This is a genomic window from Burkholderia sp. R-40 (assembly GCF_049942845.1).
GTDB classification, from domain to species: Bacteria; Pseudomonadota; Gammaproteobacteria; order Burkholderiales; family Burkholderiaceae; genus Burkholderia; species Burkholderia ambifaria.
The window spans coordinates 628,807-651,608 of the sequence record NZ_CP187968.1 but is presented as its reverse complement, the minus strand read 5'-3'; the positions used below and the strand labels follow the sequence as shown (position 1 = coordinate 651,608).

Below are 22,802 nucleotides of genomic sequence, written 5' to 3'. Positions count from 1 at the left end.
GCTCAATTATCGTTGCTTGTCAGGCAACCGTAAAGTCACGATAGTGCTGTCTCGCCGGCCGGCCGTTTTGCACCCATTCCACCACGAGAGACCTCACATGACCTACTCATCGCAACGTCGAACCCTGTTGCTGGCCGCCGCGACGGCGCCGCTCGTCCTGACCGTCACCGCGTGCGCGTCGTCGCCGGCCGCGGGGCAGGACGTTTCGTCCGCGACGTCGTTCGCCGCGCTCGAGCACGCGGCCGGCGGCCGTCTCGGCGTGTGCGCGATCGACACCGCGAGCGGCCGGCGCGCGCAGCATCGCGCGGACGAGCGCTTCCCGTTCTGCAGCACGTTCAAGGCGATGCTGGGCGCGGCGGTGCTCGCGCACAGCGTCGAGCGTCCGGGGTTGCTGCAGCAGCGCGTGACCTACGGGCCGTCCGATCTCGTGAACTACTCGCCGGTGTCGGGCAAGCATGTCGGCACGGGGATGACCGTCGCCGAGTTGTGCGAGGCGGCGATCCAGTACAGCGACAACTCGGCCGCGAATCTCGCGATGAAGCTGATCGGCGGACCGTCGGCGGTGACCGCGTATGCGCGCTCGATCGGCGACGACGCGTTCCGGCTCGATCGCTGGGAGACCGAACTGAATACCGCGTTGCCGGGCGACCCGCGCGACACGACGACGCCGGCCGCGATGGCCGCGAGCATGCGCGTGCTCACGTTGGGCGACGCGCTGCCACCCGCGCAGCGTGCGCAGTTCGTTGCATGGCTGCGCGGCAACAAGGTCGGCGACAAGCGGATTCGCGCGGGCGTGCCGGCCGGGTCGCAGGTGGGCGACAAGACCGGCACCGGCGACTACGGGACGACGAACGATGCGGGCGTGATCTGGCTGCCGTCGCGCGCGCCGATCGTGCTCGCCGTGTACTACACGCAGGCGCGTGCCGATGCGAAGCCGAAGGACGACGTGATCGCGGCCGCCGGGCGCATCGCGGTCGCGACGCTCGCCTGAGCAGCGGGCGGCGCGGCGTGCGTGATCGATGGATGGATGAATGACGCGACGGCGGCGCGCCGTGCCGCAGTCGTGGTCGGCATGTCGAAACGTTGCGCGATCAACGACTTAGGTCACGCATGCTCAGGATATCCACATGCTTGCCAACAAAAATTGTGGACAAGCGCGCCATCGGTCGCGTTCATCGCGCGGCGATGGCCGTGATCGCATGCGGCAGGCGTTGCGCGGACTTGCTTGCACGGTTCGAAGCGGCGCGGACAAAGCCTTTCGGATCAAGCGCTTGTGCATGGTATGCGCAGGCTATCCACACGCTTGCCAACAAAATCTGTGGACAAGCGGGGCGGTACGCGTGAGAGGAGGCGCTTAGCATCACGTGACGACACGCGAGCGGGTTTTGCTGGTCGCCGGTGGCCCATCACCCGCCGTGTGCCGCATTCGAAGCGGCGGGGACAAAGCGTTTCGGATCAAGCGCTTGATCGCGATATGCGCAAGCTATCCACATGCTTGCCAACAAAATCTGTGGGTAAGTCGCGAACGACACGCATCGTGCGCCGTGCATCGTCGGGTCGCCGACGTGGCATCGTGATGCGATGTGCGGCGAACCGGCGCATCTGACGGCCCGTTGCGCGCCGCGTCTGCATCACGCGTGCCAAAGTCCGTCGGATCAAGGGCTTAGCGTTGTGGTGCGCAGGATATCCACAAGCTTGCCAACATTTTCTGTGGAGAACTTCGCGATCGCGATCGGGCAGCATGGCACAGCGTGCCACTCGTGCGCGGCGCGCGGGCTCATGCAGTGCAAATGCCCGCCACGGCGACCTTCTGAAACAAATGCGGGCTCGCGACGGCGGACGACGGATAGGCTGAAAGCTTCGCGTCGAACTCGGAATGCGTGAAGGCCGCGCGGAACGCGGCGGTCGACTCCCAGATCGCCTGGTTGAAGTAGGTCGGACTGTCGCCGAGCGCGCGATGCAGCTGCGTCGAAATGAATCCCGGCTGCCGTTTCATGAACGCGGCGTCGTCCTTCCACACGGCCAGGAAGTCGGCTTCATCGGCCGGATCCAGCGTGAAGACGTTGAGGAGGACGACGGGTTCGGCGTCGATGCCGAGCTGTTGCTGGATCGGAAAGTTCGGATCCATCGGTTTGAAATGTGACATGGGCACGCCCTCCTGAGGGGAATGAGCCAACGGTGCGATCAAGCACGCCCATCGGGCGCGTGAGCGGCGGACATCGTCGACAGAACGCGAATCGCCGCATCGAGATCGGTCGAACTGAACTGGCCGGCGATGCCGCGGACATGGTGTTGCCATTGCTCGACTACCGCCTGATAGGCCGCGGCACCGCGCGGCGTCAGCGCATACAACGGCGAGCGCTTGTGCATCGGGTTCGGCAGCGGTTGCACGAGTCCTTCTTCCGTCAGCACGTTGACCTGCTTCAGGACGGCCTGCCGCGTGATGCCCATCGCGTCGGCGATCTGCGGGATGTTCGGGGCGTCCGGCGCCATCGAGATGGCGCCCAGCACTTGCCAGCGTGCGCTGGTCAGGCCGTGCGGCGCGGCAAAGGTATTGCCCCATTCGATCAGCAGGCCGTTCAGGCGGAAGACGGACAGCGCGACGGCGGTCAACTTGGCGGGTTTCGTCATGGTCGGGGTGCGCGATGAATTGACAACTACTTTACGCAATGGACAACTGGTTGTCAAATTAGGCAGCAGGTTCGCCCTGGCTGGCGCATTCGCTGCGCACGACCGTCAAGTTCTTTCGGATCAATGGCTTGCTGCCGTTAGCGGCAGGTTGTCCACAAGCTTGCCAACACAATCTGTGGACAAGCTGCGGATCGGCCGTGCGTCAGGCCGGCACGGGAAAGCGCACCGTCACGGTCAGCCCGCGCCCGCCTGGCGTCGTGCCGAGCGCGACCGTCGCGCGATGCTGTTCGGCGATCCGCTTGACGATCGACAGCCCGAGGCCGCTGCCCGACGCCGTGACGGCCTGCGCGCCTTCGCCGCGATAGAAGCGCTCCCACACTTCCGTGCGCTCGGCTTCCGGGATGCCGGGGCCGTCGTCGGCGACTTCGAGCACGGGGGTGGCGCCGTCGACGCGCGCGGATACGTCGACGCGTGCGCCGTCGCCCGCGTAGCGGATCGCGTTGTCGACGAGGTTGTTCAGCAGTACGCGCAACGTGTCCACATTGCCGGCGGCCATCACCGGCGACGACACGATCGCGCCGAGGTCGATCCGATGCGCATCGGCGACGCGCGTGCGGTCGGCGACCACCGAGCGGCACAGCGCGGCGAGATCGACGGGCGTGGACGCCGACGCGCCCGCCTGCGCATCGGGTTCGAGGCGCGCGAGCGTCAGCAGCTGCTCGGCGAGGTGGCCGAGGCGTGTCGTGCCCGCGTGAATCTGCGCGAGGATCTGCTCGCGTTCGTCGGCGCTCGCCGCGCGCCGCAGCAATTGCGACTGGATCGACAGCCCCATGATCGGCGTGCGCAGCTCGTGCGCGGCATCGGCGATGAAGTGGCGCTGCAGCGTGAACGAACGGTCGAGCCGCGCGAGCAGGTCGTTGATTGCTTCGGCGAGCGGCCGCACCTCGTTCGGCATCGACGCGACGTCGACCGGCTCCAGATTGTTCGCATTCCTGCGCTTCAGGCCCGATGCGATCGTGCGCAGCGGCCGCAGCCCCGCGCCGATGCCGAACCACAGGCCGATTGCGAGCACCGGCAGCATCGAGAACACCGGCCACAGCAAATGCACCGCGATGCCCGCGATCGCTTCCCAGCGCGCATGACGCGCCTGCGCGAGCCGGATCGTCGTGCCGCCGCGTTGGGTCACATAGGTGCGCCACGGCTGGCCGCCGACGTCGACGCTGCCGACGCCCGTCTGCGCGGGCGGCGGCAGCGCGGACTCGCGATCGGTCGAGTAGACCAGTGTGCCGTTGCGCCAGACCTGCAGCAGCACGGCGTCGGGATCGCTGGCCTCGAAGTCGTGCTTGCCGTCGCCATGGTCGCGAAACGACAGCTCGCCGTTCGGGCCGACGACGATCTGCTTCGACATGCTGCGCATCTGGTCGTCGAGGAGATCGTCGAGCTCGCGCAGCGCCCCCCAGTAGGTGCCCGCGCTCGCGACCAGTCCGATCACGCAAGCGGCGGGCAGCAGCCACATCAACAGGCGCCGCCGCAGCGACGCGCTGCGCCAGCGCTCGATCGCGTGTCGCACGCGCGTCATGCGCCGTCACCGATCCGGTAGCCGACGCCGCGCACCGTGCGGATCATGTCGTGGCCGAGTTTCTTGCGCAGGTTGTGGATGTGCACCTGCACCGCGTTGCTCTCGATTTCCTCGCCCCAGCTGTACAGCCGTTCCTCGAACTGTTCGCGCGAGATCACCGCGCCGGGGTCGCGCATCAGTTCGTGCAGCAGCACGAATTCCTTCGGCGATAGCGTGACTTCGTCGTCGTTGAGCCAGACCTGGTGCTTGACCGGATCGAGCCGCAGCGGGCCGATCGCGAGCGTCGTTTGCGCGCGCCCCGCATGACGGCGGTTGACCGCGCGGATGCGGGCGAGCAGCTCCTCGAGCACGAACGGCTTGACGAGGTAGTCGTCGGCGCCGCTGTCGAGGCCGGCGATGCGGTCCGGCACGCCGTCGCGCGCGGTGATGATGATCGCGGGCAGGGTTTCGTCGCGACGGCGCAGCGACGCGAGCACCGACAGGCCGTCGCGGTTCGGCAGCCCGAGGTCGAGCAGCAGGAGGCCATACGCGGTCGAGCGCAGCGCGAGCGACGCGGCGTCGCCGTCCTTGACCCAGTCGACCGCGAAGCCTTCCTGTTTGAGGCCCTGTTCGAGCCCGCTGCCGATCAGCGGATCGTCCTCGACGAGCAGTACGCGCATGGATTCGTGTCTGTTGGCGGGCACGGGCGCCCGGGGTGTCCATCATAAGCGCAGGTGTCTTAGGCCGAGCTTAAACGGCGGTGGCGGTTGCGCTTTCGTACGCGTCCTATGCGGCGCCGTGTCGCGTCGGCACGGCCTTCAGGCTCGCTTAATCTTACGGTCCGTAATCTTGGCCCGTCGCGTTCAACGGGGCGCGGCGTCCCATCAAGCAAGAGGATCGCAAACATGAAACATCTGACCAGTATCCTGGCGGTCGCGCTCGCGGTGCTGCCGGCTGCCGCCTATGCGCAATACACGGGGCCGTCCGCGCTGACGACGACCACCGTGAAGGAACTCCTCGCGAACGGCAAGGACGATCAGCACGTGCAGCTGCAAGGGCGCATCGTCAAGCACGTCGGCGGTGAGGATTACGAATTCGCCGACGCGACGGGCACGATCCGCGTCGAGATCGACCACAAGCTGTGGGCGGCCGGCCAGCCCGTCAGCGACAAGAACGAAGTGAAAGTGACCGGCGAGTTCGAGCGCAAATGGTCGGGCCGTGTGAAGGTCGATGCCGACCACGTCGAAGTGCTGCGCTGACCGGTGCGCGCGGGGCCGGTGATACCATGGGCATCCGGTTCCCGTTCTCACCCAGATGGCTGCCAATTTCGATGAACTCGCGTCCCGTATCCGGGCGCAATTTTCCGAACTGAGCCCGCAATTCCAGGCGGGCGCTGCATTTTTGCTCGATCATCCCGACGAGGTCGCCACCTCGTCGATGCGCAAGGTCGCGCAGCGCGCGCAGGTTCAACCCGCGTCGCTCGTGCGGCTCGCGCAGCAATTCGGTTTCCCCGGCTGGAACGAGCTGCGCGACCTGTGCGTCGCGCGCGTGCGCACGCGCCCCGAGCCGCTCACGCAGCGTGCGCGTTCGCTCGTGCGGCCCGACGCGAAGGCGTCGCTCGCGCATGACCTGCTGGCCGCCCAGCAACACAATCTCGCCGCCACCGCCGCGCAGAACGAGCACGCGCTCGCCGACGCGGCGAAGCTGATCCGCAAGGCATCGCACGTGCACGTCGCCGGATTCCGGTCGTGCTATCCGGTCGCGTTCGGTTTCGTGTACGGCTACCGGCTGTTCCGGCCGACCGTGTCGCTGCTCAACGGCGTCGCCGGCTCGCTCGAGATGGAGTTGCGTACGATCGCGAAGCAGAGCGTGACCGTGATCGTCAGTTTCGCGCCGTATTCGGCGGAAGCGACACGCGTGGCGCAGGCGGCGAAGGCGCAGGGCAGCAAGATCGTCGCGATCACCGACAGCGCGGTGTCGCCGATCGCGCTGCACGCGGACGCGCAATTGATCTTCACGCACGACAGCCCGTCGTTCTTTCCGTCGCTGGTCGCCGCGCACGCGATGACCGAAGCGCTGGTCGCGCAGTTGCTCGCGCTCGAAGGCAGCGATGCGGTCGCGGCGCTCGAGCGCACCGAAGCGGAACTGCATGCGAAGGGCGCGTATGTCGTGTAGCCGGGCGTGTGGTTGTCACGGCGTGCGGCTCGATACGTTCGAATTTCAGGCGCGGGCGTTCTGTGAGACGCGCGGTTATGTCCGCTTCGGCGAATAGCCGGACTGTCGGACTGCCGAACTGCCTGACTGCCTGACGGTCCGGCCGCGCAGTCGCGCATTTTCCTGACGAAGACACTCGGTTCCTGAGCGACGGCGTGACCGACGGCGCACCGCGCACGCGAGGGTCCTGGCATCCACATCGACATTTCACCGTGGCGCGAACCGTCGCGGTACCGCGCGCGCCTATGCTGGTATCTCCCGCTCCAAGGAGACAGCGATGTCCGATTCCAACATGCAGTTCCGCCACGCCGAAGCCTTCCGCGCGCTGCATGCGCGCGCTGGCGCCTTCATCATCCCGAACCCGTGGGATGCCGGTTCCGCGCGCCTGCTCGCGATGGCCGGCTTCGACGCGCTCGCCACCACGAGCGCCGGTTTTGCCTATTCGAGAGGGCGGCCCGACAACGCGATCGGCCGTGACGAAATGCTCGGCCACATCGCCGAGATCGTCGCCGCGGGCGGCCTGCCGGTCAGCGCCGATCTCGAGAATGGCTTCGGCGACGCGCCCGACACGGTCGCTGAGACGATCCGCCTCGCGGCCGGTGCCGGCGCGGTGGGCGGCTCGATCGAGGATGCGACCGGCCGCCCCGACACACCGATCTACCCGCACGACGCGGCGGTCGAGCGCATCGCGGCGGCGGTCGACGCGGCGCGCGCGCTGCCGTTTCCGTTCACGCTGACCGCGCGCTGCGAAAACTACCTGCACGGCCGGCGCGACCTCGCCGATACGATCGCGCGGCTGGTCGCGTACCGCGACGCGGGCGCCGACGTGCTGTACGCGCCGGGCCTGAACGACGCCGACGACATCGCGGCGGTCACGCGCGCGGTCGGTGCACCGGTCAATGTCGTGATGGGGTTGCAGGGCGAGTTGCTGAGCCTCGATGCGCTCGCGGCGCTCGGCGTGAAGCGTGTCAGCGTCGGCGGCGCACTGGCGCGGGCTGCGCTCGGCGCGTTCCTGCGCGCCGCGACGGAAATGGCGCGCGACGGCACATTTACGTTCGCGCGCGCGGCGGTGTCGGGGCGCGATCTCGATCGCTGGTTTTCGGCGCCCGATAATGCACATGTTCAATTTCCACTATGAACGCCGATAAAACCTGGGAACGTTTCCAGCTGAAAATCGATTGACTGTAATCAACCGAAATCGCGACTGATTTAAAGTCGCGATGACGTCGAGAAATACATCGTTTATTCTCCGCATTCGACTGGTGGACCGAAGGCGCGCAAGCCGCGCCGGTTATGGGTGCCAGATGCCTGTCAGATGTACCGATGCCCGGTATTGTTGCGATTTTCCGACCGATAATTTTTTTGGTTTAGGGAGTTGCCGGTTATTTTTAGCGTTGGTAATCTGCGGCATATCCGAGGCAGCGGTCGGCAGACCGCTGGAAAATGAATATATAAAAAATCGAGAGAGCGATGACAATCCGAGAAAATCACCGCGGCTTTCGCGTTGGCGATGTCGTGACGCTGAAAACCGGCGGCCCACGCATGACCGTCACCTATGCCGGGCCGGTCGTGTTCGACGATGCCGAGTGGCTGATCTGCCAGTGGTTCGACGAGACCGGCCACTTCCGGCAGGAAATGTTTCACCACGACACGGTGGTGGCCGAGCCGCGCGCGATTTCGGCCGGGCGCGTCCGTCTGCGGATGCAGGCGTACCGCTACCGGTCGGCGGCCTGACGCCGTAGCCAGCCGTATTCCGCCACATCCCGCCGCATCCGCTACGGCGCGGCGCCGCCCGCCTGTCGCCGTGTAGCGGCGGCCGCGCTCCCAGCCTCCCGCGGCAACCTCCACATTTCACGTCATCCGGAAACATGCGGCGGCCCCGCGCGCCGATACTTCACGCATGAACCCGACCGATCCGATTGCCGCGGTGACGCACCGCGATCCCTATCCCTATTACGCGACGCTCGTCGACGGCCCGCCGCTCGCGTTCGACGCCACGCTCGGCCTGTGGGTCGCGAGCCGGGCGGCGAGCGTGACGGCTGTGCTCGGCCATCCGGCGTGCCGCGTCAGGCCGCTCGATGCGCCGGTGCCGCCCGCGTTGCGCGGCACCACGGCAGGCGCGCTGTTCGGCGAGCTGGTGCGCATGAACGACGGCGCCCTGCGGCACGACGTGCCGAAGCAGGCGCTGCGCGCGGCGTGCGCGCCGATCGACGCAGGCGCGTTGCGCGAGCGTGCCGCCCAGCTGGCCGGCAGCCGGCTGCGCGCGCCGCATGACGCGGATGCGTTGAACGCGTGGTGTCTGTCGGTGCCCGTTTGCGCGGTGGCCGACCTGCTCGGTTTCGACGATGCGCAGCTCGACGACATCGCCGCGCTGGTGGTCGACTTCGTCGCCGCGCTGTCGCCGCTGTCCGACGCCGCGGCGCTGGCCCGCGCGAGCGACGCCGCGCGGCAACTGCTCGACCGGATGACGGAGCGCGTCGCGCGCACCCGTGCGCAGGACGGCTCCTGGGTCGCGGCGATTCAGCAGGCGGCCGGTGCCGCGGGCTGGCACGCGAGCGGTGCGCTCGTCGCGAATCTCGTCGGGCTGCTGTCGCAGACGTGCGAGGCGACGGCCGCGTGGCTCGGCAATGTGCTGGTTGCGTGGGACGGTACGACGAATGATGCCGCCAGCGGCGACCGCACGATGCCGGACACCGCCGCGCTCGAAGCATTCGTCGCCGAGGTTGGCCGATTCGATGCGCCGGTGCAGAACACGCGCCGCTTCGTCGCGTCGAGCACGACGATCGAGGGAGTAACCGTCGATGCCGGCGCAGCGATCCTGGTCGTGCTGGCGGCCGCGAACCGCGATCCGGCTATGCATCGCGAGCCGCATCGGCTGCTGCCGGGCCGCGCGCCGGGGCCGAACTTCGGATTCGGCACGGGGCCGCACGGCTGCCCGGGCGAGCGGATCGCGCGGGCGGTCACGGCCGGGGCATTCGGGGCATGGTTGCGCGCGGGCGGGGAGGCGCCGCGCGACAGGCTGGTGTGGGACTACCGGGGCTCGACCAACGTCAGGATGCCGAAGTTCGGCCCGGCGGGGTAAGCGGAACGGCAGGACTTAACGGCAACCTTGCTTCTCGGCCCATTGCTCCTGGGCGGCGACGCGGCGCTGCACGCGTTCGACCAGACCAGTCGAGAAGGTCCGCATGCTGACGCCGCGGCGCTTCGCGAGGATGGTTTGCGCGACGTCGGTTTGCGGGTTCGGCTGGCAGGCCCAGTACAGCGTCATCAGCCAGCCGATGCCCGTCCATGCGAACAGGGCGTTGAACATCGCGATCATCAGCTTGTCGTGCCGGCCGCGCCGGTCGGCGATGACGGCCGGGAGAAAATAGAGCGCGATCGCTGCGACCGAACCGGCCACCTGAATCAGGACTGCGTGTTGCATGTTGCTGCTCCATCAGAACTGCAATGAGGCTGATTGTCGCGCTTTTTCCGGTTGTGTGCTGGCAATTGATTGTTGCGTTTTTAGTGACGATCAGCGCGCGGCGAGCTCCTTCGGTTCCGCATCGTTGCTCAGTGCGAAACCTTCGTCGAGCCAGCCGGTGATGCCGCCGATCATCAGCTTCACGGGGCGGCCGAGGCGCGCGAGCCGGATCGCCGCACGCGCGGCACCGTTGCAGTGCGGGCCCGCGCAGTACACGACGAACAGCGTGTCGGCCGGGTGCTCGGCGAGCTTGCCGGCGACGATCTTGCGGTGCGGCAGATTGCGTGCGCCCGGCACGTGGCCGGCGGAAAAGAGTTCCGGACTCCGCACGTCGAGCAGCACGAAATCGGGCGCGCCGGACGCGAGCGCGTCGTGCACGTCCCAGCAATCGGTCTCGAAGCCCAACGACGCTTCGAAGTGCGCAAGGGCGGCGGCGCTGTCGGCGGCGGGTACATCGGTTACGTATGACATGAAAGGCGCTCCATCAGGACGGCGGGGATTCGCCGCAATGAAGGGCAGTATCGCGGTTCGCCGGCTTTTCCGGCAGTGGCGCGATCGACAAGTTCCGGTAACATCGCGCCATGCAAAATCATCTCGTCGTCGCGCTCGCCTACGATCGCCTCTGCACCTTCGAATTCGGCTGCGTGGTCGAACTGTTCGCGCTCGAGCGCCCGGAACTCGGCGTCGACTGGTATCGCTTCGCGGTGTGCGCGAGCGAGCCGGGGCCCGTGCGCGCGGCGGGCGGCATCACGGTCGCCGCGCCGTACCGGCTTGCGACACTCGATCGCGCGGACACCATCGTGATTCCCGGCTGGCGCGATCCGGACGAACTGCCGCCGGAACCGTTGCTGAAGAAGCTGCGTGCCGCGCATCGCCGCGGCGCGCGACTCTGTTCGATCTGCTCGGGCGTGTTCGTGCTCGCGGCGGCTGGCGTGCTCGACGGGCTGACCGTGACGACGCACTGGCGTTACGCCGAGCGCCTGCAGGCGCGCTATCCGGCGCTGCGCGTGAATCCCGACGCGCTGTACGTCGACGAAGGGCAGATCGTCACGTCGGCCGGCTCGGCCGCGGGGCTCGACATGCTGCTGCATCTCGTGCGCCGCGATCATGGCGGGGCGATCGCGAACCGTGTCGCGCAGCGCCTCGTGCTGCCGCCGCATCGCGATGGCGGTCAGGCGCAGTTCGTGCCGCGCCCGGTCGCGCCGGGCGGCGGCGACCGCCTCGCGAAGCTGATCGACTGGATGCGCGCGCATGCGGCCGAACCGCACACGCTCGCGTCGCTGGCCGCGCAGGCCGCGATGAGCACGCGCACGCTGCAGCGGCAGTTCGCGGATGCGACGGGCATGTCGCCGCTCACGTGGCTGATCCGCGAGCGCGTGAATCTCGCGAAGGACATGCTCGAAACGCATCCGGCGCTGTCGCTCGCGCAGATTGCCGCGCGCTCCGGCTTCGGTTCCGAGGAGTCGCTGCGCCGGCATTTCCGGCGCGTCGCCGCGACGAGCCCCGCCGCGTACCGGCGCGGGATGGATCGCGGCGTCAGGCCTACGGACGCGTGAGCGTCGCGTCTTCTCCTGTAACTGCGGTCCCCGGCCGTCGGGCGCTTCTTGCCGACTCCGGGCGCGCGTAAGATGGCGGTCGCCGTGCGGTGATCCACGCATGCCGCGCATTGCGCGCCGCTGCAGGAAGCCGCCATCGCCCCCTCACAACGACAAGGACAACATCATGGGCCTGCTGGGAAAGCTGTTCGGAAAGAAACCGCGTGACGAAGCGGCATCGCCTGCGCCTTCGGCGCAAGCGCCAGACGCGCCGGAAGCACCCGACGCGGCCGGGCAGGACGCCCCCGACATCGCACCGGAACTCGCACCCGCGCTGAAGGCATTCCAGGCCGGGCGGCACGAAGCCGCGATCGCGGCCGCCGCGCCGCATGCGGAGCGGCTCGCCGATGCGGCGCGCCTGTGCGCGCTGTCGTACTCGGCGATGAAGCGTTACCCGGACGCGTTTCCGTACTGGCTCGTGCTGTTCGACCACGAGCCGAGCGCGCACAACGCGGTGCAGCTCGCGACGACATCCGTGATGTGCGACGAAGTGGAGCGCGGCGAAGCGTGGCTGCAGAAGGCTGCGGAGGTCAATCACGACACGCACGAACAGTCGGATGTCGCCGCGCGCGTGAACTTCATCTCCGCGCTGATGCAAAGCGGCCACCTGCGCGAGGCGCTGCCGCATCTCGCCTGGGTGCGCGACGTGTACGGCCACGTGCACATCACCGACTCGACCTTCCTCCACCTGCGCGGCATTCCGTTCTTTTCTTCATTCCTCGAGAACAGTTTCGAGATCCTGAAGGCCACGCAGCCGGCCGACGCGATCGCGCCGTGGTACGGCGAACTGAAGGGCAAGCTCGATGAAGACGGCGAAGCGCAGCTTGCCGCATGGGTCGGGCGGCTGCCGGCATAACCGGCGGCTCACCCTGCGTCGCGATGCCGGCCGCGGGTTGCCGGCACGGCGTCGCGACGCACGCGCTCAGCGCGTGTTGGTCTTGCGATCGACTTGCCGGATGCAGGCGATCCGGTACACGCCGTCCTCGACTTCGACGCCGTGCGTATCGTGCGTGAAGCCGGGGAAGCGCAGGTCGAATTGCTCGAGCGCCTTCAGGTAGCCGAGCAGCGGCCCGTCGGCCGGCCCCGCGTTCTCGCCGGGCATCAGCAGCGGAATGCCGGGCGGATAGGGCACGACGCCCGTCGCGACGGTGCGGCCCGCCATCTCCGACAGCTCCAGCATCTCGATGTCGTTGTGCACGAGATGCTCGAACGCCTCGGCCGGGCTGAAGTCGGGCTGCGGCAGCGTCGAGAAGCCGCGCGACATCATCTCGGTCGTCTTCAGGTCGCTCATTGCGCTGAACATCAGGTCGCACAGCTCGCGCAGCCCGAGCTTGCCGTAGCGGTCCGGATAACGCGCGACGAGGTCCGGCAGCGCCTGTTCGAGCGGCGCGTTCGCGTCGTAGTCGCGCTTGAAGTCGAGCAGCGTGTTGACGAGCGTGCCCCACTTGCCCTTCGTCACGCCGAGCGAGAACAGGAACAGGATTGTGAAGTCGGTCGTTTTCTCGACGACGATGCCGTGGCGGTCCAGATACGCGGTGACGACCGACGCCGGAATGCCGACCGGCATCAGGCCGCCGTGCGGCGCGACGCCCGGCGTCACGATCGATACCTTGATCGGGTCGAGCATGCAGTAGTCGTCCTCGATCTCGCCGAAGCCGTGCCACGTGTCGCCCGGATGCAGCACCCAGCATGACGGATCGGTGGCGAGCAGCGTTTCGTCCGCTTCATGGAAGCGCACGCGCCGGCCCGTCTTGCGGTCGACCACGGTGTCCGGCTGCCAGCCGTTGAAGAACCAGTCGTCGTTCTCCTCGCATTCCGCGTGCAGCCGCGCGAGCATCCGGCGAAACGACACGGCCTCGCGGATCGCGTCGGTCGTCAGCGCCTCGCCGCCGGGGCCGTCCATCATCGCGGCGCTCACGTCGTTCGACGCGATGATCGCGTAGTTCGGCGACGTCGACGCGTGCATCATGTACGCCTCGTTGAAGCGCGCATGCTCGATCGGGTTGCGGCCGTTGCGGACATGGATGAACGATGCCTGCGACAGCGCGGCGAGCAGCTTGTGCGTCGATTGCGTCGCGAACACGGTCGGCTTGCTCGCGTCGTGCTGCGACGGATCGCCGTGCATCGCGTGACGGTCGCGGTAGATCGGGTTGAAGCGTGCATAGCCGTACCAGGCTTCGTCGAAATGCAGCCGGTCGACGCTCTGGCCGAGCAGTTCCTCGACGCGCGCGACGTTGTAGCAGAGGCCGTCGTAGGTCGAGTTCGTGATCAGCGCATGCACGGGCGTCGGATCGATGCCGTCGCGGCCGCGCACGAGCGGATTCGCGTCGACCGCGAGTCGCACGGCGGCGGCCGTGAGCCGTTCCGGCATGATCGGCCCGATGATCCCGTAATGGTTGCGCGACGGGATCAGGTAGGTCGGAATCGCGCCCGACATCGTCATCGCATGCTCGGCCGACTTGTGGCAGTTGCGGTCGCACAGCGCGACCTGGTTGCGCGTGACGCTCGCCATCAGGATTACGCGGTTCGACATCGACGAGCCGTTCGTCACGTGATACGTGCGGTGCGCGCCGAACACGCGCGCCGCGTAGCGTTCGCTTTCGCCGATCGGGCCCGAGTGATCGAGCAGCGAGCCGAGTTCGCCGACCGAGATCGACAGGTCCGAGCGGAACAGCGCTTCGCCGAAGAATTCGAAGTACGCGCGGCCGACCGGCGATTTCAGGAACGCGGTGCCGCCTGTGTGGCCCGGCGTGTGCCACGAGTATTCGTACACGCGCGAGAACTGCGCGAGCGCGCGGAACATCGGCGGCAGCACCGTCTCGCGATAGCGTTCGATCGCGGCGACGATCCGCCCGCCGATGAACGTGGTGGTGTCCTCCAGCATCCAGATGAAGTCGTCGGCCTTGCGCATCGCGTCGACGGGAATCGCGGCGGCGCTCGCGCGGCTCGCGAGCAGGAACACCGGCACCGTCGCATTGCGCGCGCGCATCGCGTCGAGCACGGCCCGCGCGGGCGCATGCTCGGGATCGTTGCCGAGCTCCCAGTTGAGCAGCAGGCACTGGATCGCGGGATCGGCGTCCACCACCGCGCGCGCGTCTTCGGCGGACGTCGCGATCACGACGTCGACCAGCCGGGCGCGCAATTCCTCGGCGAGGGCGGTGGCTGCGCGGCCGGTGGCCGTGCGTTCGTCGATGTCGTGCTGCACGAGCAGCGCCTTCATGCCGAGGCGGCGAAACGCCGGTTGGGTCAAGGTAGCGGTCATGGTTATTCCCCCGTTTGCTGGGTTGCCTGGACGCCCGCGGCCGGCGAGCGGGCGTGAAGAATGTCGGCCTCGTGGCGGCCTACCGAGATCCAGAAGGTCGCGACGAGCGCGACGATGGTCACGCCGAGCGCGAGATAGCGCACCCAGCGCGGCGAACGGCCGCCCGGATGGACATGGGTTTCCTCGATTTCGCGCTGGCGGTTGATCGACAGCTCGTAGAAGACGATCGTCGCGATCACGAAGATCAGCGACCAGCGCGTCTGCTGGCCGTCGGAGCCGACCATTGCCCACAGCGCGTAGACGGCGCCGATCAGGCCGACGATCGTGTAGAAGGTGAACTGGTGCGACGGCATCTTGCCGTAGCCGAGCACCTTGATCGCGATGCACGAGTAGATGTACGGCAACAGCGTCATGATCACGGCGATCGACGCGATCTTGCCGAACTGCTCGCTCGCGCTCGGCGACATCGTCGCGAGCACCTGCACGGACATGATCGCCGCGACGATCGCGAGGCCGGCCGAGGGCACGTTCTTCGAGTTGACGCGTGCGAACACGCCGGCGAACAGGCCGTCGTCGGCCGCGGCCTTCGCGGTCTGGCCGACCAGCAGCGTCCAGCCCGCGAGCGAGCCGAGGCAGCCGAGCGCCGCGCAGATCGCGACTGCGTTCGCGGCGGTGTCGCCGAGCGCGAGGCGCGCGGCATCCGCGAACGGCGCGCTCGACGCGAGCAGCGCCTTGTTCGGGATCATCCCCATGATCACCGTCGAGCTGAGCACGTAGCACACGGCCGCGAGCACGACGCCGCCGACGGTCGCGATCGGCACGTTGCGCGACGGGTTCTCGACGACGCCGGCCGACACCGACGCGCTCTCGACGCCGATGAACGCCCACAGCGTGAAGTTCAGCGTCGCGCCGATCGCGCTGAAGCTGCTCGCGCCCGACACGTTCCAGCCGGCGAAATACACGTCCTTGCTGAACCAGAACCAGCCGAACACGGCCATCCCGAGGATCGGCACGAGCGCGAAGATTGTCGTGACCGACTGCACGCGGCCGATGACGTTCGGCCCGAGGATGTTCGCGTAGGTGAACAGCCAGATCACGAAGATCTGCGCGAGCGCGAACACGAGCGGGTCGCGCAGCACGGGGAAGAAGTGCGTCAGATAACCGAGGCCGGCGACCGCGAGGCCGACGTTGCCGAGCACGTTCGCGAGCCAGTAGATCAGGTTGGTCTGGTAGCCGATGTACGGGCCGAACGATTTGCGCGCATACGCGTACGGGCCGCCGGCGGCCGGGTCGATCGCCGCGAGCTTCGCGAACACCAGCGCGAGCGACACGGCGCCGACCACGGTGATCAGCCAGCCGAAGATCGCGATGCCGCCGGTGGCGGCGAGGTTCGCGGGCAGCATGAAGACGCCGGAGCCCATCATGTTGCCCGCGACCATCAGCGTGGCGGGGACGACGCCGATTTTCGGCGCGGAAATCGCGGCCGGTGTGGCGGCGGAGCGGGAGGAGGACGAGCTGGCATCGGACATGCGGGGCTCCTTGAATGGACGTGATGCGGTTGAGGTGGCGCGGCCCGGCGCCGGTCGACGATTCCGGAATGGATCGCCGTTTTATTAAACGACGTCATGGTATATCGCTAGTCGATTTTTTAATGGTAAACGCCGACATTTAATGAGTTAAATGTTGATCGATGTCATTGAAATGTGTTGGCTGGCGTTGGGGCACGGGGTGGGGCGCGATACGGCAGATTTCGCAGGATTCGGCGGTAGTGGGCGGGGAAAGTTGAGTTCGGGCGGGTCGGCAGCGATGGGCAATCCGTTTTTTTTGCCGAATTGGATTGAACATTTTTCGACGTAAATGTTCGATCTTTCGGGCGCGATTTTGTCGGCTATTATCTGGTGCGTTGAATATATGAGCCGCGCAAGCGCGCCGCCGGTGCGCATGACGATTTTTCCTTTCGACGGATGATGCCGATGCTGCCTTCCCGTTTGCCGCTGATCCAGGCCCCGATGGTCGGTTCGCTGAGCGCGCTTGCAATCGCAGTCTGCGAAGCGGGCGGGCTCGGTTCGCTCGCATGCGCGGCGCTCGGCCCGCAGCAACTGCGTGACGAGATCACGGCGATCCGCGCACGCACGCAGGCCCCGTTCAACGTGAACTTCTTCTGCCATACGCCGCCCGCGCCGGACGCCGAGGTCGACGCGCGCTGGCGCGCGGCGCTGGCCGGCTACTACGCGGAAGCCGGGCTCGATCCGGTCGGTGTGAAGGGCGGCGCCGGCCGCGCACCGTTCGACGACGCGATGTGCGCGGTCGTCGAGGAGATGCGGCCGGCCGTCGTGAGCTTTCATTTCGGATTGCCGGACGATGCGTTGCTGGCGCGCGTGCGTCGTACCGGCGCGTGGATCGTGTCGTCCGCGACGACCGTCGAGGAGGCGCGCTGGCTCGATGCGCGCGACGTCGATGCGATCGTCGCGCAGGGCGCGGAGGCCGGCGGCCATCGCGGGATGTTCCTGACCGACGACATTCACGCGCAGCCGGGGCTGTTCGCGCTGTTGCCGCAGATCGTCGACGCGGTGCGCGCGCCCGTGATCGCGGCGGGCGCAATCGCCGACGGCCGCGGCATCGCGGCCGCTTTCGCGCTCGGCGCCCGTGCGGTGCAGATCGGCACCGGCTACCTGCTCACGCCGCAGGCCGGCCGCTCCGCGCAGCACCGCGCCGCGGTGCGGGCGGCGCGCGACGACGGCACCCGCATGACCAACCTGTACACGGGCCGGCCCGCGCGCGGCCTGCTGACGCGCTTCATGCGCGAGCAGGGCCCGATGAGCGCGCTCGCGCCCGCGTTCCCGCTCGCGACGGCCGCGGTCGATCCGCTGCGCGGCGCATTCGAACGGCAGGGCCGCGACGATTTCTCGCTGCTGTGGTCGGGCGAGGCCGCGGCGCTCGCGCGCGAAGAGGACGCCGGGGTGCTGACGCGACGACTGTGGGACGATGCGCTGGCGTGCGCGGCGGGGCTGCGCGACACGTTCCCGCCGGGCGACTGAACGGACGCGGAAACGGACGCGGAAACGCACGCCGGAAGGGAGCCGAAGGCGAGCCCGAAGCCGGCGGCGGAAAGCGCCGCCGAAACGCCCCGGCCGAAGGTCCATCGGCGTATCATCCGTTTTTTCATCAGCCCGATCCAGGCACCCATCATGACCTCCGTCGACACTACCCCCGTCCTCGACCATGACAAGCTCGTTACCTTCGTCGAGCGCAAGTGGAACGATGAAATCCTCCACGCACTGACCGACTACATCGCGATCCCCGCGAAGAGTCCCGCATTCGACCCCGACTGGGCGAAGCGCGGGTATCTCGAACGCGTCGTCACTGATGCCGCGCAGTGGGCCGAACGCCAGCCGGTGAAAGGCCTGAAGCTCGAGATCGTGCGCCTGCCCGGCCGCACGCCGGTGATCTTCTTCGAAACCCCCGCGACGCGCGCGGGCAGCACCGACACGATCCTGCTGTACGGCCATCTCGACAAGCAGCCCGAATTCGACGGCTGGCGCGCGGACCTCGGCCCGTGGACGCCGAAGTTCGAGAACGGCAAGCTGTACGGCCGCGGCGGCGCGGACGACGGCTATGCGATCTACGCGAGCCTCGCGGCGCTCGGCGCGCTCGACGAGCAGGGCGTCGAACGACCGCGCTGCGTCGGCCTGATCGAAACCTGCGAGGAGTCGGGCAGCTACGACCTGCTGCCGTACGTCGACGCGCTGCGCGACCGGCTCGGCCAGGTGTCGCTCGTCGTGTGCCTCGATTCGGGCGCCGGCAACTACGACCAGATGTGGCTCACGACTTCGCTGCGCGGGCTGGTGTCCGGCGACCTGCAGGTCGAGGTGCTCGAGGAAGGCGTTCACTCGGGCGTCTTCGGCGGCATCGCGCCGTCGAGCTTCCGCGTGATGCGTCAGCTGTTCGAGCGCCTGGAAGATGCGAAGAACGGCAACCTGCTGCCGGGCGTGTTCCATTGCGAGATTCCCGACAGCCGCGTGCGCGAAGCCGACGCGGCCGCCGCGATTCTCGGCGACACCGTGTGGAAGGGGCTGCCGTGGGCGTGCGGGATGGACGGCAAACCGGTGCTGCCGACCACGACCGATCCGCGCGAGGCGCTGCTGAATTCGACGTGGCGTCCGTCGCTGTCGGTGACGGGCGCGGCCGGCCTGCCGGCGCTTTCCGACGCGGGCAACGTGCTGCGTCCGCGCACCGCGTTCAAGCTGTCGCTGCGCCTGCCGCCGCTCGTCGATGCCGCGCAGGCCGTGCAGCAGCTGAAGGAACTGCTCGAACTCGATCCGCCGTACAACGCGAAGGTCACGTTCAAGCCCGACGCGGGCGCCGCGACCGGCTGGAGCGCGCCGGATCTCGCGCCGTGGCTCGCGTCGTCGCTCGACGCCGCGTCGCGCCGCCACTTCGGCGCGGACTGCGCGTACATGGGCCTCGGCGGCACGATCCCGCTGATGAACGTGCTGCAGGAAGGGTTCCCGTCCGCGCAGTTCATGGTGTGCGGCGTGCTCGGCCCGAAGTCGAACGCGCACGGCCCGAACGAGTTCCTGCACGTGCCGTACGCGAAGAAGCTGACCGCGGCGGTCGCGGACGTGATCGCGACCGCGCGCTGAGCGTTCGCGCTGCCAGTTCCCATTCGACCCGACCCGACCCAACCCGACCGGATCCCGCCTGACCTGACGGAGCCTTGCCGATGACCGCGCTGCCGACACCCGTTACCGACCCGCTGCGCATGCGCGCCGAACCGCTGCACGCATTCGTCGCGGCACTGTGGGAGCGGGCCGGCAGCAGCGAGCGCGAGGCGCGGCTCGTCGCCGATCATCTGGTCGGCGCGAATCTGGCCGGGCACGATTCGCACGGGATCGGGATGATCCCGAACTACGTCGCATCGTGGCGGGAAGGGCAGTTGCAGCTGAACGGGCACGCGTCGATCGTCCGCGATGGCGGCGCGGTGCTGACGATCGACGGCGGGCGCGGCTTCGGCCAGGTGATCGCGTTCGAGGCGATGGTTGAAGGGATCGAGCGGGCCCGGCGCATGGGCATCTGCGCGATCGGGCTGCGCGACGTCCATCACCTCGGCCGCATCGGGCATTGGGCCGAGCAGTGCGCGCGCTCGGGCCTCGTGTCGTTTCATTTCGTCAACGTGCCGGGCGACTTGCTCGTCGCGCCGCTCAACGGCACCGATCCGCGCTTCGGCACGAATCCGTTCTGCGCCGCCTATCCGCGCGCCGGCCGCCCGCCGCTGCTGCTCGATTTCGCGACGAGCGCGATCGCATACGGCAAGACGCGGGTGGCGTACAACCAGGGCAAGCGCGTGCCGGCCGGGTCGCTGATCGATCATCGCGGCCAGCCGACCGACGATCCGGCCGTCATGCACGAGCAGCCGTTCGGCGCGTTGCTGCCGTTCGGGCTGCACAAGGGCTATGCGCTGGCCGCGATGTGCGAGATCTTCGGCGGCGCGCTGGTCGGCGGGCATACGACCTACGGCGACACGCTGCAGAAGACGAGCGCGATCGTCAACGGGATGCTGTCGGTGCTGATCGATCCGAATGCGTTCGATGCGGCCGATGCGGAGCGTGAAGCCGATGCGTTCGTCGCGTGGGCGAAGGCGTCGCCGCAGGCGGGCGATGCGCCGGTGCGGATGCCCGGCGAGCCGGAGGAGGCGAGCCGCGTGGCGCGCGGCGCGGACGGCATTCCGGTCGATCGTGCGACGTGGCGGCAGATCCGCGAGAGCGCGGCGGCCGTCGGCTTCGACGATGCCGAACTCGACGTGTGGACGCAGCGCTGCACGGAGGCCGCATGAGCTGGCAGGCGGAGAAGGCGCACGGCGAGGAGATCGCCTACCAGCTCGCGCCGCTCGGCAAGGTGGAGGTCGTGCGGTTCTTCAGCGGCGCCGCGATGCGGCTCGACGGTGTGATGTTCGGCTTCATGTCGCGCGGGTCGCTGTTCCTGCGCGTCGACGACGTGAACCGTCCGGCGTTCGTGGCGGCGGGGATGGGGCCGTTCTCGTACGAGCGGCCCACGCGCACCGTTGCGCTCGAAGGCTATTACGAAACGCCGGCCGATGTGCTCGAGGACGCGGGCGCGCTGTTCGACTGGTGTCGCGGCGCATATCGCGCGGCGCTGCTGGCGGGGGCGCCGAAGCGCAACGCACGGCCGAAGTCGAAGCCGGCGCCGAAATCGGAGGCAAAGCCGAAACCGAAGCCGGAGGCGACGCGCAAGCGCACGCAGCGTCGGCCGTAGGACGGCGCCTTTTCCTTCCTTTTTTCGAGCCGCGGCGGGTGCGCGCAAGCGCCGGACTTGACGCACCGCATGGTTCGCCGGCTTCACAACGGCGGCCCCGGCGTTTATGATCGGCGCGATTGCGTCCGTGCCCGGCGCAACCCGAGCCGGTGTCGCCGCCGGCCTCGCGAACGGCGCATCGAAAGCCGCGCGAATGTTCCCCACTCATCGTTCCAGACGGAGATAGCCGATGCTCGTCCTGATTCTCGGTTTAGCGATCTTTCTCGGCGTGCATTCGATCCGGATCGTCGCGGATGGCTGGCGCTCCGCAACCATCGAGCGGATCGGCGAGAAACGCTGGAAGGGCCCCTATGCGATCGCGTCGGTCGTCGGCTTCGTGCTGATCGTCTGGGGTTACGGGATCGCCCGCCAGAACGGGACGCTGCTGTGGGTGTCACCCGTCGGCGTGCGCCACCTTACCGGCATGCTGACCGCGATTGCATTCGTGCTGATCGCCGCGGCCTACGTGCCGCGCAACCGCATCAAGACGCTCGTCGGCCATCCGATGGTGGCCGGCGTGATGGTGTGGGCAGTCGCCCACCTGCTCGCGAACGGCACGCTGCATGCGGTCGTGCTGTTCGGCGCATTTTTCGTGTGGTCGCTGGTCGATTTCGTCGTGTGGCGCGCGCGTGACCGCCGCGACGGCGTCCGCTATCCGGCCGGCAGGCTGTCGGGCGATGGCGTGACGATCGCGGCCGGGCTCGTCGTATGGGCCGTGTTCGCGCTGTTCCTGCACGGGCCGCTGATCGGCGTGCGGCCGTTCGGTTGAACGTGCGCGCCTGCAACGATTGACGAGCGGGGCGCCCGCGACATCGCGGTGCGCACATTCCCTGCTACCCGCCTTCCCTCAACGTACGGATGCCCGCCCGAGCGTGCGATCGGCACGCGTGCGTCAGATCGGCTTGACGAACAGCCCGATGGTCAGCGCGATGCCGATGCACACGATCGCGATCCGCAGCACGCGCTCGTTCACGCGGTGCAGCGCCCACGCGCCGAGCAGGCCGCCGACGATCGCGCCGCCGCCGAGCGCGATCGCCGCCTGCCAGTGCAGGTGTGGCGACGTCAGGAACAGCACGACCGCCGATGCATTCATCACGCCCGCGAGCGCGTTCTTCGTCGACATCGCGTGACGCGGCGACAAACCGGCCATCGTCAGCGCGGCCATCATCAGGAAGCCAATGCCGCCGCCGAAGTAACCGCCGTAGATCGCGATCAGGAACTGCGCGATCGCGGCCGTGATGGGGCCGAGGTGCTGCGTGTCCACGCCCGGCTTGCGGAAGAAGCTGCCCCACGCGAACACGACCGTCGCGAACAGCACGAGCCACGGCACGAGATGCGAGAAGATCGACGACGGGGTTTTCAGCAGCAGCAGCCCGCCGAGTGCGCCGCCGACCACGCTGATCGCGAACAACGCGCGAAACGGCAGCTTGCCCGCGCCGCGCACCATGTTTCGGCTCGCCCAGCCCGTCGTGACCTGGCCGGGGAACAGCGCGACCGTCGACGTGATGTTCGCCGCGAGCGGCGACATGCCCGACAGGATCAGCGCGGGCAGCGTGACGAACGAGCCGCCGCCCGCGAGGGCATTCTGCAGGCCGGCCCACAGGCCGGCGATGATGATGAGAGCGAGCATCGATGAGGGAGTGCGGAGGTGGCGGGGGCGCGCGGGCCGGAAGCAGGCGCGCGCGCGATGATCGCCCGATGGTAATGCAGGATCGCGGCGGCGCAAACCGTGGCGAGCGAGTGGTGTGGCGGGTGCGCAGGGGTGGC

The 22,802-nt window shown here is 68.2% G+C and carries 22 protein-coding genes; 13 read left to right on the top strand and 9 right to left on the bottom strand.

What is annotated here, in order from left to right; genetic code table 11:
• Positions 1-97: 97 nt before the first annotated feature.
• Positions 98-991, top strand: coding sequence for a PEN family class A beta-lactamase, Bcc-type (blaPEN-bcc, locus tag ACP26O_RS19330; RefSeq protein ID WP_175663426.1), 894 nt, complete (start codon positions 98-100; stop codon positions 989-991).
• Positions 992-1,777: 786 nt separating this feature from the next.
• Here blaPEN-bcc and ACP26O_RS19325 read toward each other — a convergent pair.
• The 4 genes from ACP26O_RS19325 to ACP26O_RS19310 form a co-directional block, all read right to left on the bottom strand.
• Complete coding sequence (locus ACP26O_RS19325; protein ID WP_175663806.1) at positions 1,778-2,146, bottom strand: antibiotic biosynthesis monooxygenase family protein; 369 nt, start codon at positions 2,144-2,146, stop codon at positions 1,778-1,780.
• A gap of 38 nt (positions 2,147-2,184) precedes the next feature.
• Positions 2,185-2,631: a MarR family winged helix-turn-helix transcriptional regulator gene (locus tag ACP26O_RS19320; RefSeq protein ID WP_175663427.1), complete on the bottom strand. Its 447-nt coding sequence runs from the start codon at positions 2,629-2,631 to the stop codon at positions 2,185-2,187.
• Positions 2,632-2,833: 202 nt separating this feature from the next.
• On the bottom strand, positions 2,834-4,210 hold the full coding sequence (locus ACP26O_RS19315; protein ID WP_175663428.1) for an ATP-binding protein: 1,377 nt from the start codon (positions 4,208-4,210) through the stop codon (positions 2,834-2,836).
• Positions 4,207-4,869, bottom strand: coding sequence for a response regulator (locus tag ACP26O_RS19310; protein ID WP_175658898.1), 663 nt, complete (start codon positions 4,867-4,869; stop codon positions 4,207-4,209). Before ACP26O_RS19310 ends, ACP26O_RS19315 begins: the two co-directional genes overlap by 4 nt.
• 225 nt (positions 4,870-5,094) lie before the next feature.
• On the opposite strand from ACP26O_RS19310, the gene ACP26O_RS19305 reads away from it, so the two are divergent.
• The 5 genes from ACP26O_RS19305 to ACP26O_RS19285 all read left to right on the top strand — a co-directional run bounded on the left by ACP26O_RS19305 (position 5,095) and on the right by ACP26O_RS19285 (position 9,485).
• On the top strand, positions 5,095-5,448 hold the full coding sequence (locus ACP26O_RS19305) for a YgiW/YdeI family stress tolerance OB fold protein (RefSeq protein WP_011659339.1): 354 nt from the start codon (positions 5,095-5,097) through the stop codon (positions 5,446-5,448).
• A gap of 55 nt (positions 5,449-5,503) precedes the next feature.
• Positions 5,504-6,364, top strand: coding sequence for a MurR/RpiR family transcriptional regulator (locus ACP26O_RS19300; protein ID WP_006753956.1), 861 nt, complete (start codon positions 5,504-5,506; stop codon positions 6,362-6,364).
• A 316-nt stretch (positions 6,365-6,680) separates the two neighbouring features.
• Positions 6,681-7,541, top strand: coding sequence for an isocitrate lyase/PEP mutase family protein (locus ACP26O_RS19295; protein ID WP_175663429.1), 861 nt, complete (start codon positions 6,681-6,683; stop codon positions 7,539-7,541).
• A gap of 332 nt (positions 7,542-7,873) precedes the next feature.
• Positions 7,874-8,137, top strand: coding sequence for a YodC family protein (locus ACP26O_RS19290; RefSeq protein ID WP_011659337.1), 264 nt, complete (start codon positions 7,874-7,876; stop codon positions 8,135-8,137).
• A 166-nt stretch (positions 8,138-8,303) separates the two neighbouring features.
• A complete protein-coding gene (locus ACP26O_RS19285) occupies positions 8,304-9,485 on the top strand; it encodes a cytochrome P450 (protein ID WP_175663430.1) in 1,182 nt (393 codons plus the stop codon).
• Positions 9,486-9,500: 15 nt separating this feature from the next.
• On the opposite strand, the gene ACP26O_RS19280 is transcribed toward ACP26O_RS19285, so the two are convergent.
• On the bottom strand, positions 9,501-9,827 hold the full coding sequence (locus ACP26O_RS19280) for a superinfection immunity protein (protein ID WP_011659335.1): 327 nt from the start codon (positions 9,825-9,827) through the stop codon (positions 9,501-9,503).
• Positions 9,828-9,917: 90 nt separating this feature from the next.
• A complete protein-coding gene (locus ACP26O_RS19275; protein ID WP_011659334.1) occupies positions 9,918-10,337 on the bottom strand; it encodes a rhodanese-like domain-containing protein in 420 nt (139 codons plus the stop codon).
• A 110-nt stretch (positions 10,338-10,447) separates the two neighbouring features.
• Here ACP26O_RS19275 and ftrA point away from each other — a divergent pair, with 110 nt between their 5' ends.
• Together ftrA and ACP26O_RS19265 are read left to right on the top strand one after the other, a co-directional pair.
• Positions 10,448-11,422, top strand: a complete 975-nt coding sequence (ftrA, locus tag ACP26O_RS19270; RefSeq protein ID WP_175663431.1) for a transcriptional regulator FtrA — start codon at positions 10,448-10,450, stop codon at positions 11,420-11,422.
• A gap of 166 nt (positions 11,423-11,588) precedes the next feature.
• Complete coding sequence (locus tag ACP26O_RS19265) at positions 11,589-12,317, top strand: hypothetical protein (RefSeq protein WP_175663432.1); 729 nt, start codon at positions 11,589-11,591, stop codon at positions 12,315-12,317.
• A gap of 66 nt (positions 12,318-12,383) precedes the next feature.
• Here ACP26O_RS19265 and ACP26O_RS19260 read toward each other — a convergent pair whose 3' ends face one another.
• Both ACP26O_RS19260 and adiC read right to left on the bottom strand, forming a co-directional pair.
• Positions 12,384-14,723, bottom strand: a complete 2,340-nt coding sequence (locus ACP26O_RS19260) for an Orn/Lys/Arg decarboxylase N-terminal domain-containing protein (RefSeq protein ID WP_175663433.1) — start codon at positions 14,721-14,723, stop codon at positions 12,384-12,386.
• Between the two features lie 2 nt (positions 14,724-14,725).
• Positions 14,726-16,252 carry an arginine/agmatine antiporter gene (gene adiC, locus ACP26O_RS19255; RefSeq protein ID WP_175663434.1) on the bottom strand — a complete coding sequence of 509 codons (1,527 nt, stop codon included), beginning with the start codon at positions 16,250-16,252 and terminating at the stop codon, positions 14,726-14,728.
• Between the two features lie 438 nt (positions 16,253-16,690).
• Here adiC and ACP26O_RS19250 point away from each other — a divergent pair, with 438 nt between their 5' ends.
• The 5 genes from ACP26O_RS19250 to ACP26O_RS19230 all read left to right on the top strand — a co-directional run bounded on the left by ACP26O_RS19250 (position 16,691) and on the right by ACP26O_RS19230 (position 21,804).
• Positions 16,691-17,761: an NAD(P)H-dependent flavin oxidoreductase gene (locus tag ACP26O_RS19250; RefSeq protein ID WP_175668352.1), complete on the top strand. Its 1,071-nt coding sequence runs from the start codon at positions 16,691-16,693 to the stop codon at positions 17,759-17,761.
• Between the two features lie 150 nt (positions 17,762-17,911).
• Complete coding sequence (locus tag ACP26O_RS19245; protein WP_006751392.1) at positions 17,912-19,366, top strand: M20 family metallopeptidase; 1,455 nt, start codon at positions 17,912-17,914, stop codon at positions 19,364-19,366.
• An 80-nt stretch (positions 19,367-19,446) separates the two neighbouring features.
• Positions 19,447-20,556, top strand: coding sequence for a malate/lactate/ureidoglycolate dehydrogenase (locus ACP26O_RS19240; RefSeq protein ID WP_175663436.1), 1,110 nt, complete (start codon positions 19,447-19,449; stop codon positions 20,554-20,556).
• Positions 20,553-20,996, top strand: coding sequence for a TfoX/Sxy family protein (locus ACP26O_RS19235; protein ID WP_175663437.1), 444 nt, complete (start codon positions 20,553-20,555; stop codon positions 20,994-20,996). The genes ACP26O_RS19240 and ACP26O_RS19235 overlap by 4 nt, the downstream gene beginning before the upstream one ends.
• A 229-nt stretch (positions 20,997-21,225) precedes the next feature.
• Entirely contained in the window at positions 21,226-21,804 is a 579-nt protein-coding gene (locus ACP26O_RS19230; RefSeq protein ID WP_175663438.1) for an NnrU family protein, read from the top strand.
• 123 nt (positions 21,805-21,927) lie between these two features.
• Here the strand turns inward: ACP26O_RS19230 and ACP26O_RS19225 are convergent, their stop codons facing one another.
• Positions 21,928-22,665: a sulfite exporter TauE/SafE family protein gene (locus ACP26O_RS19225; protein ID WP_175663439.1), complete on the bottom strand. Its 738-nt coding sequence runs from the start codon at positions 22,663-22,665 to the stop codon at positions 21,928-21,930.
• Between the last annotated feature and the right edge of the window lie 137 nt (positions 22,666-22,802).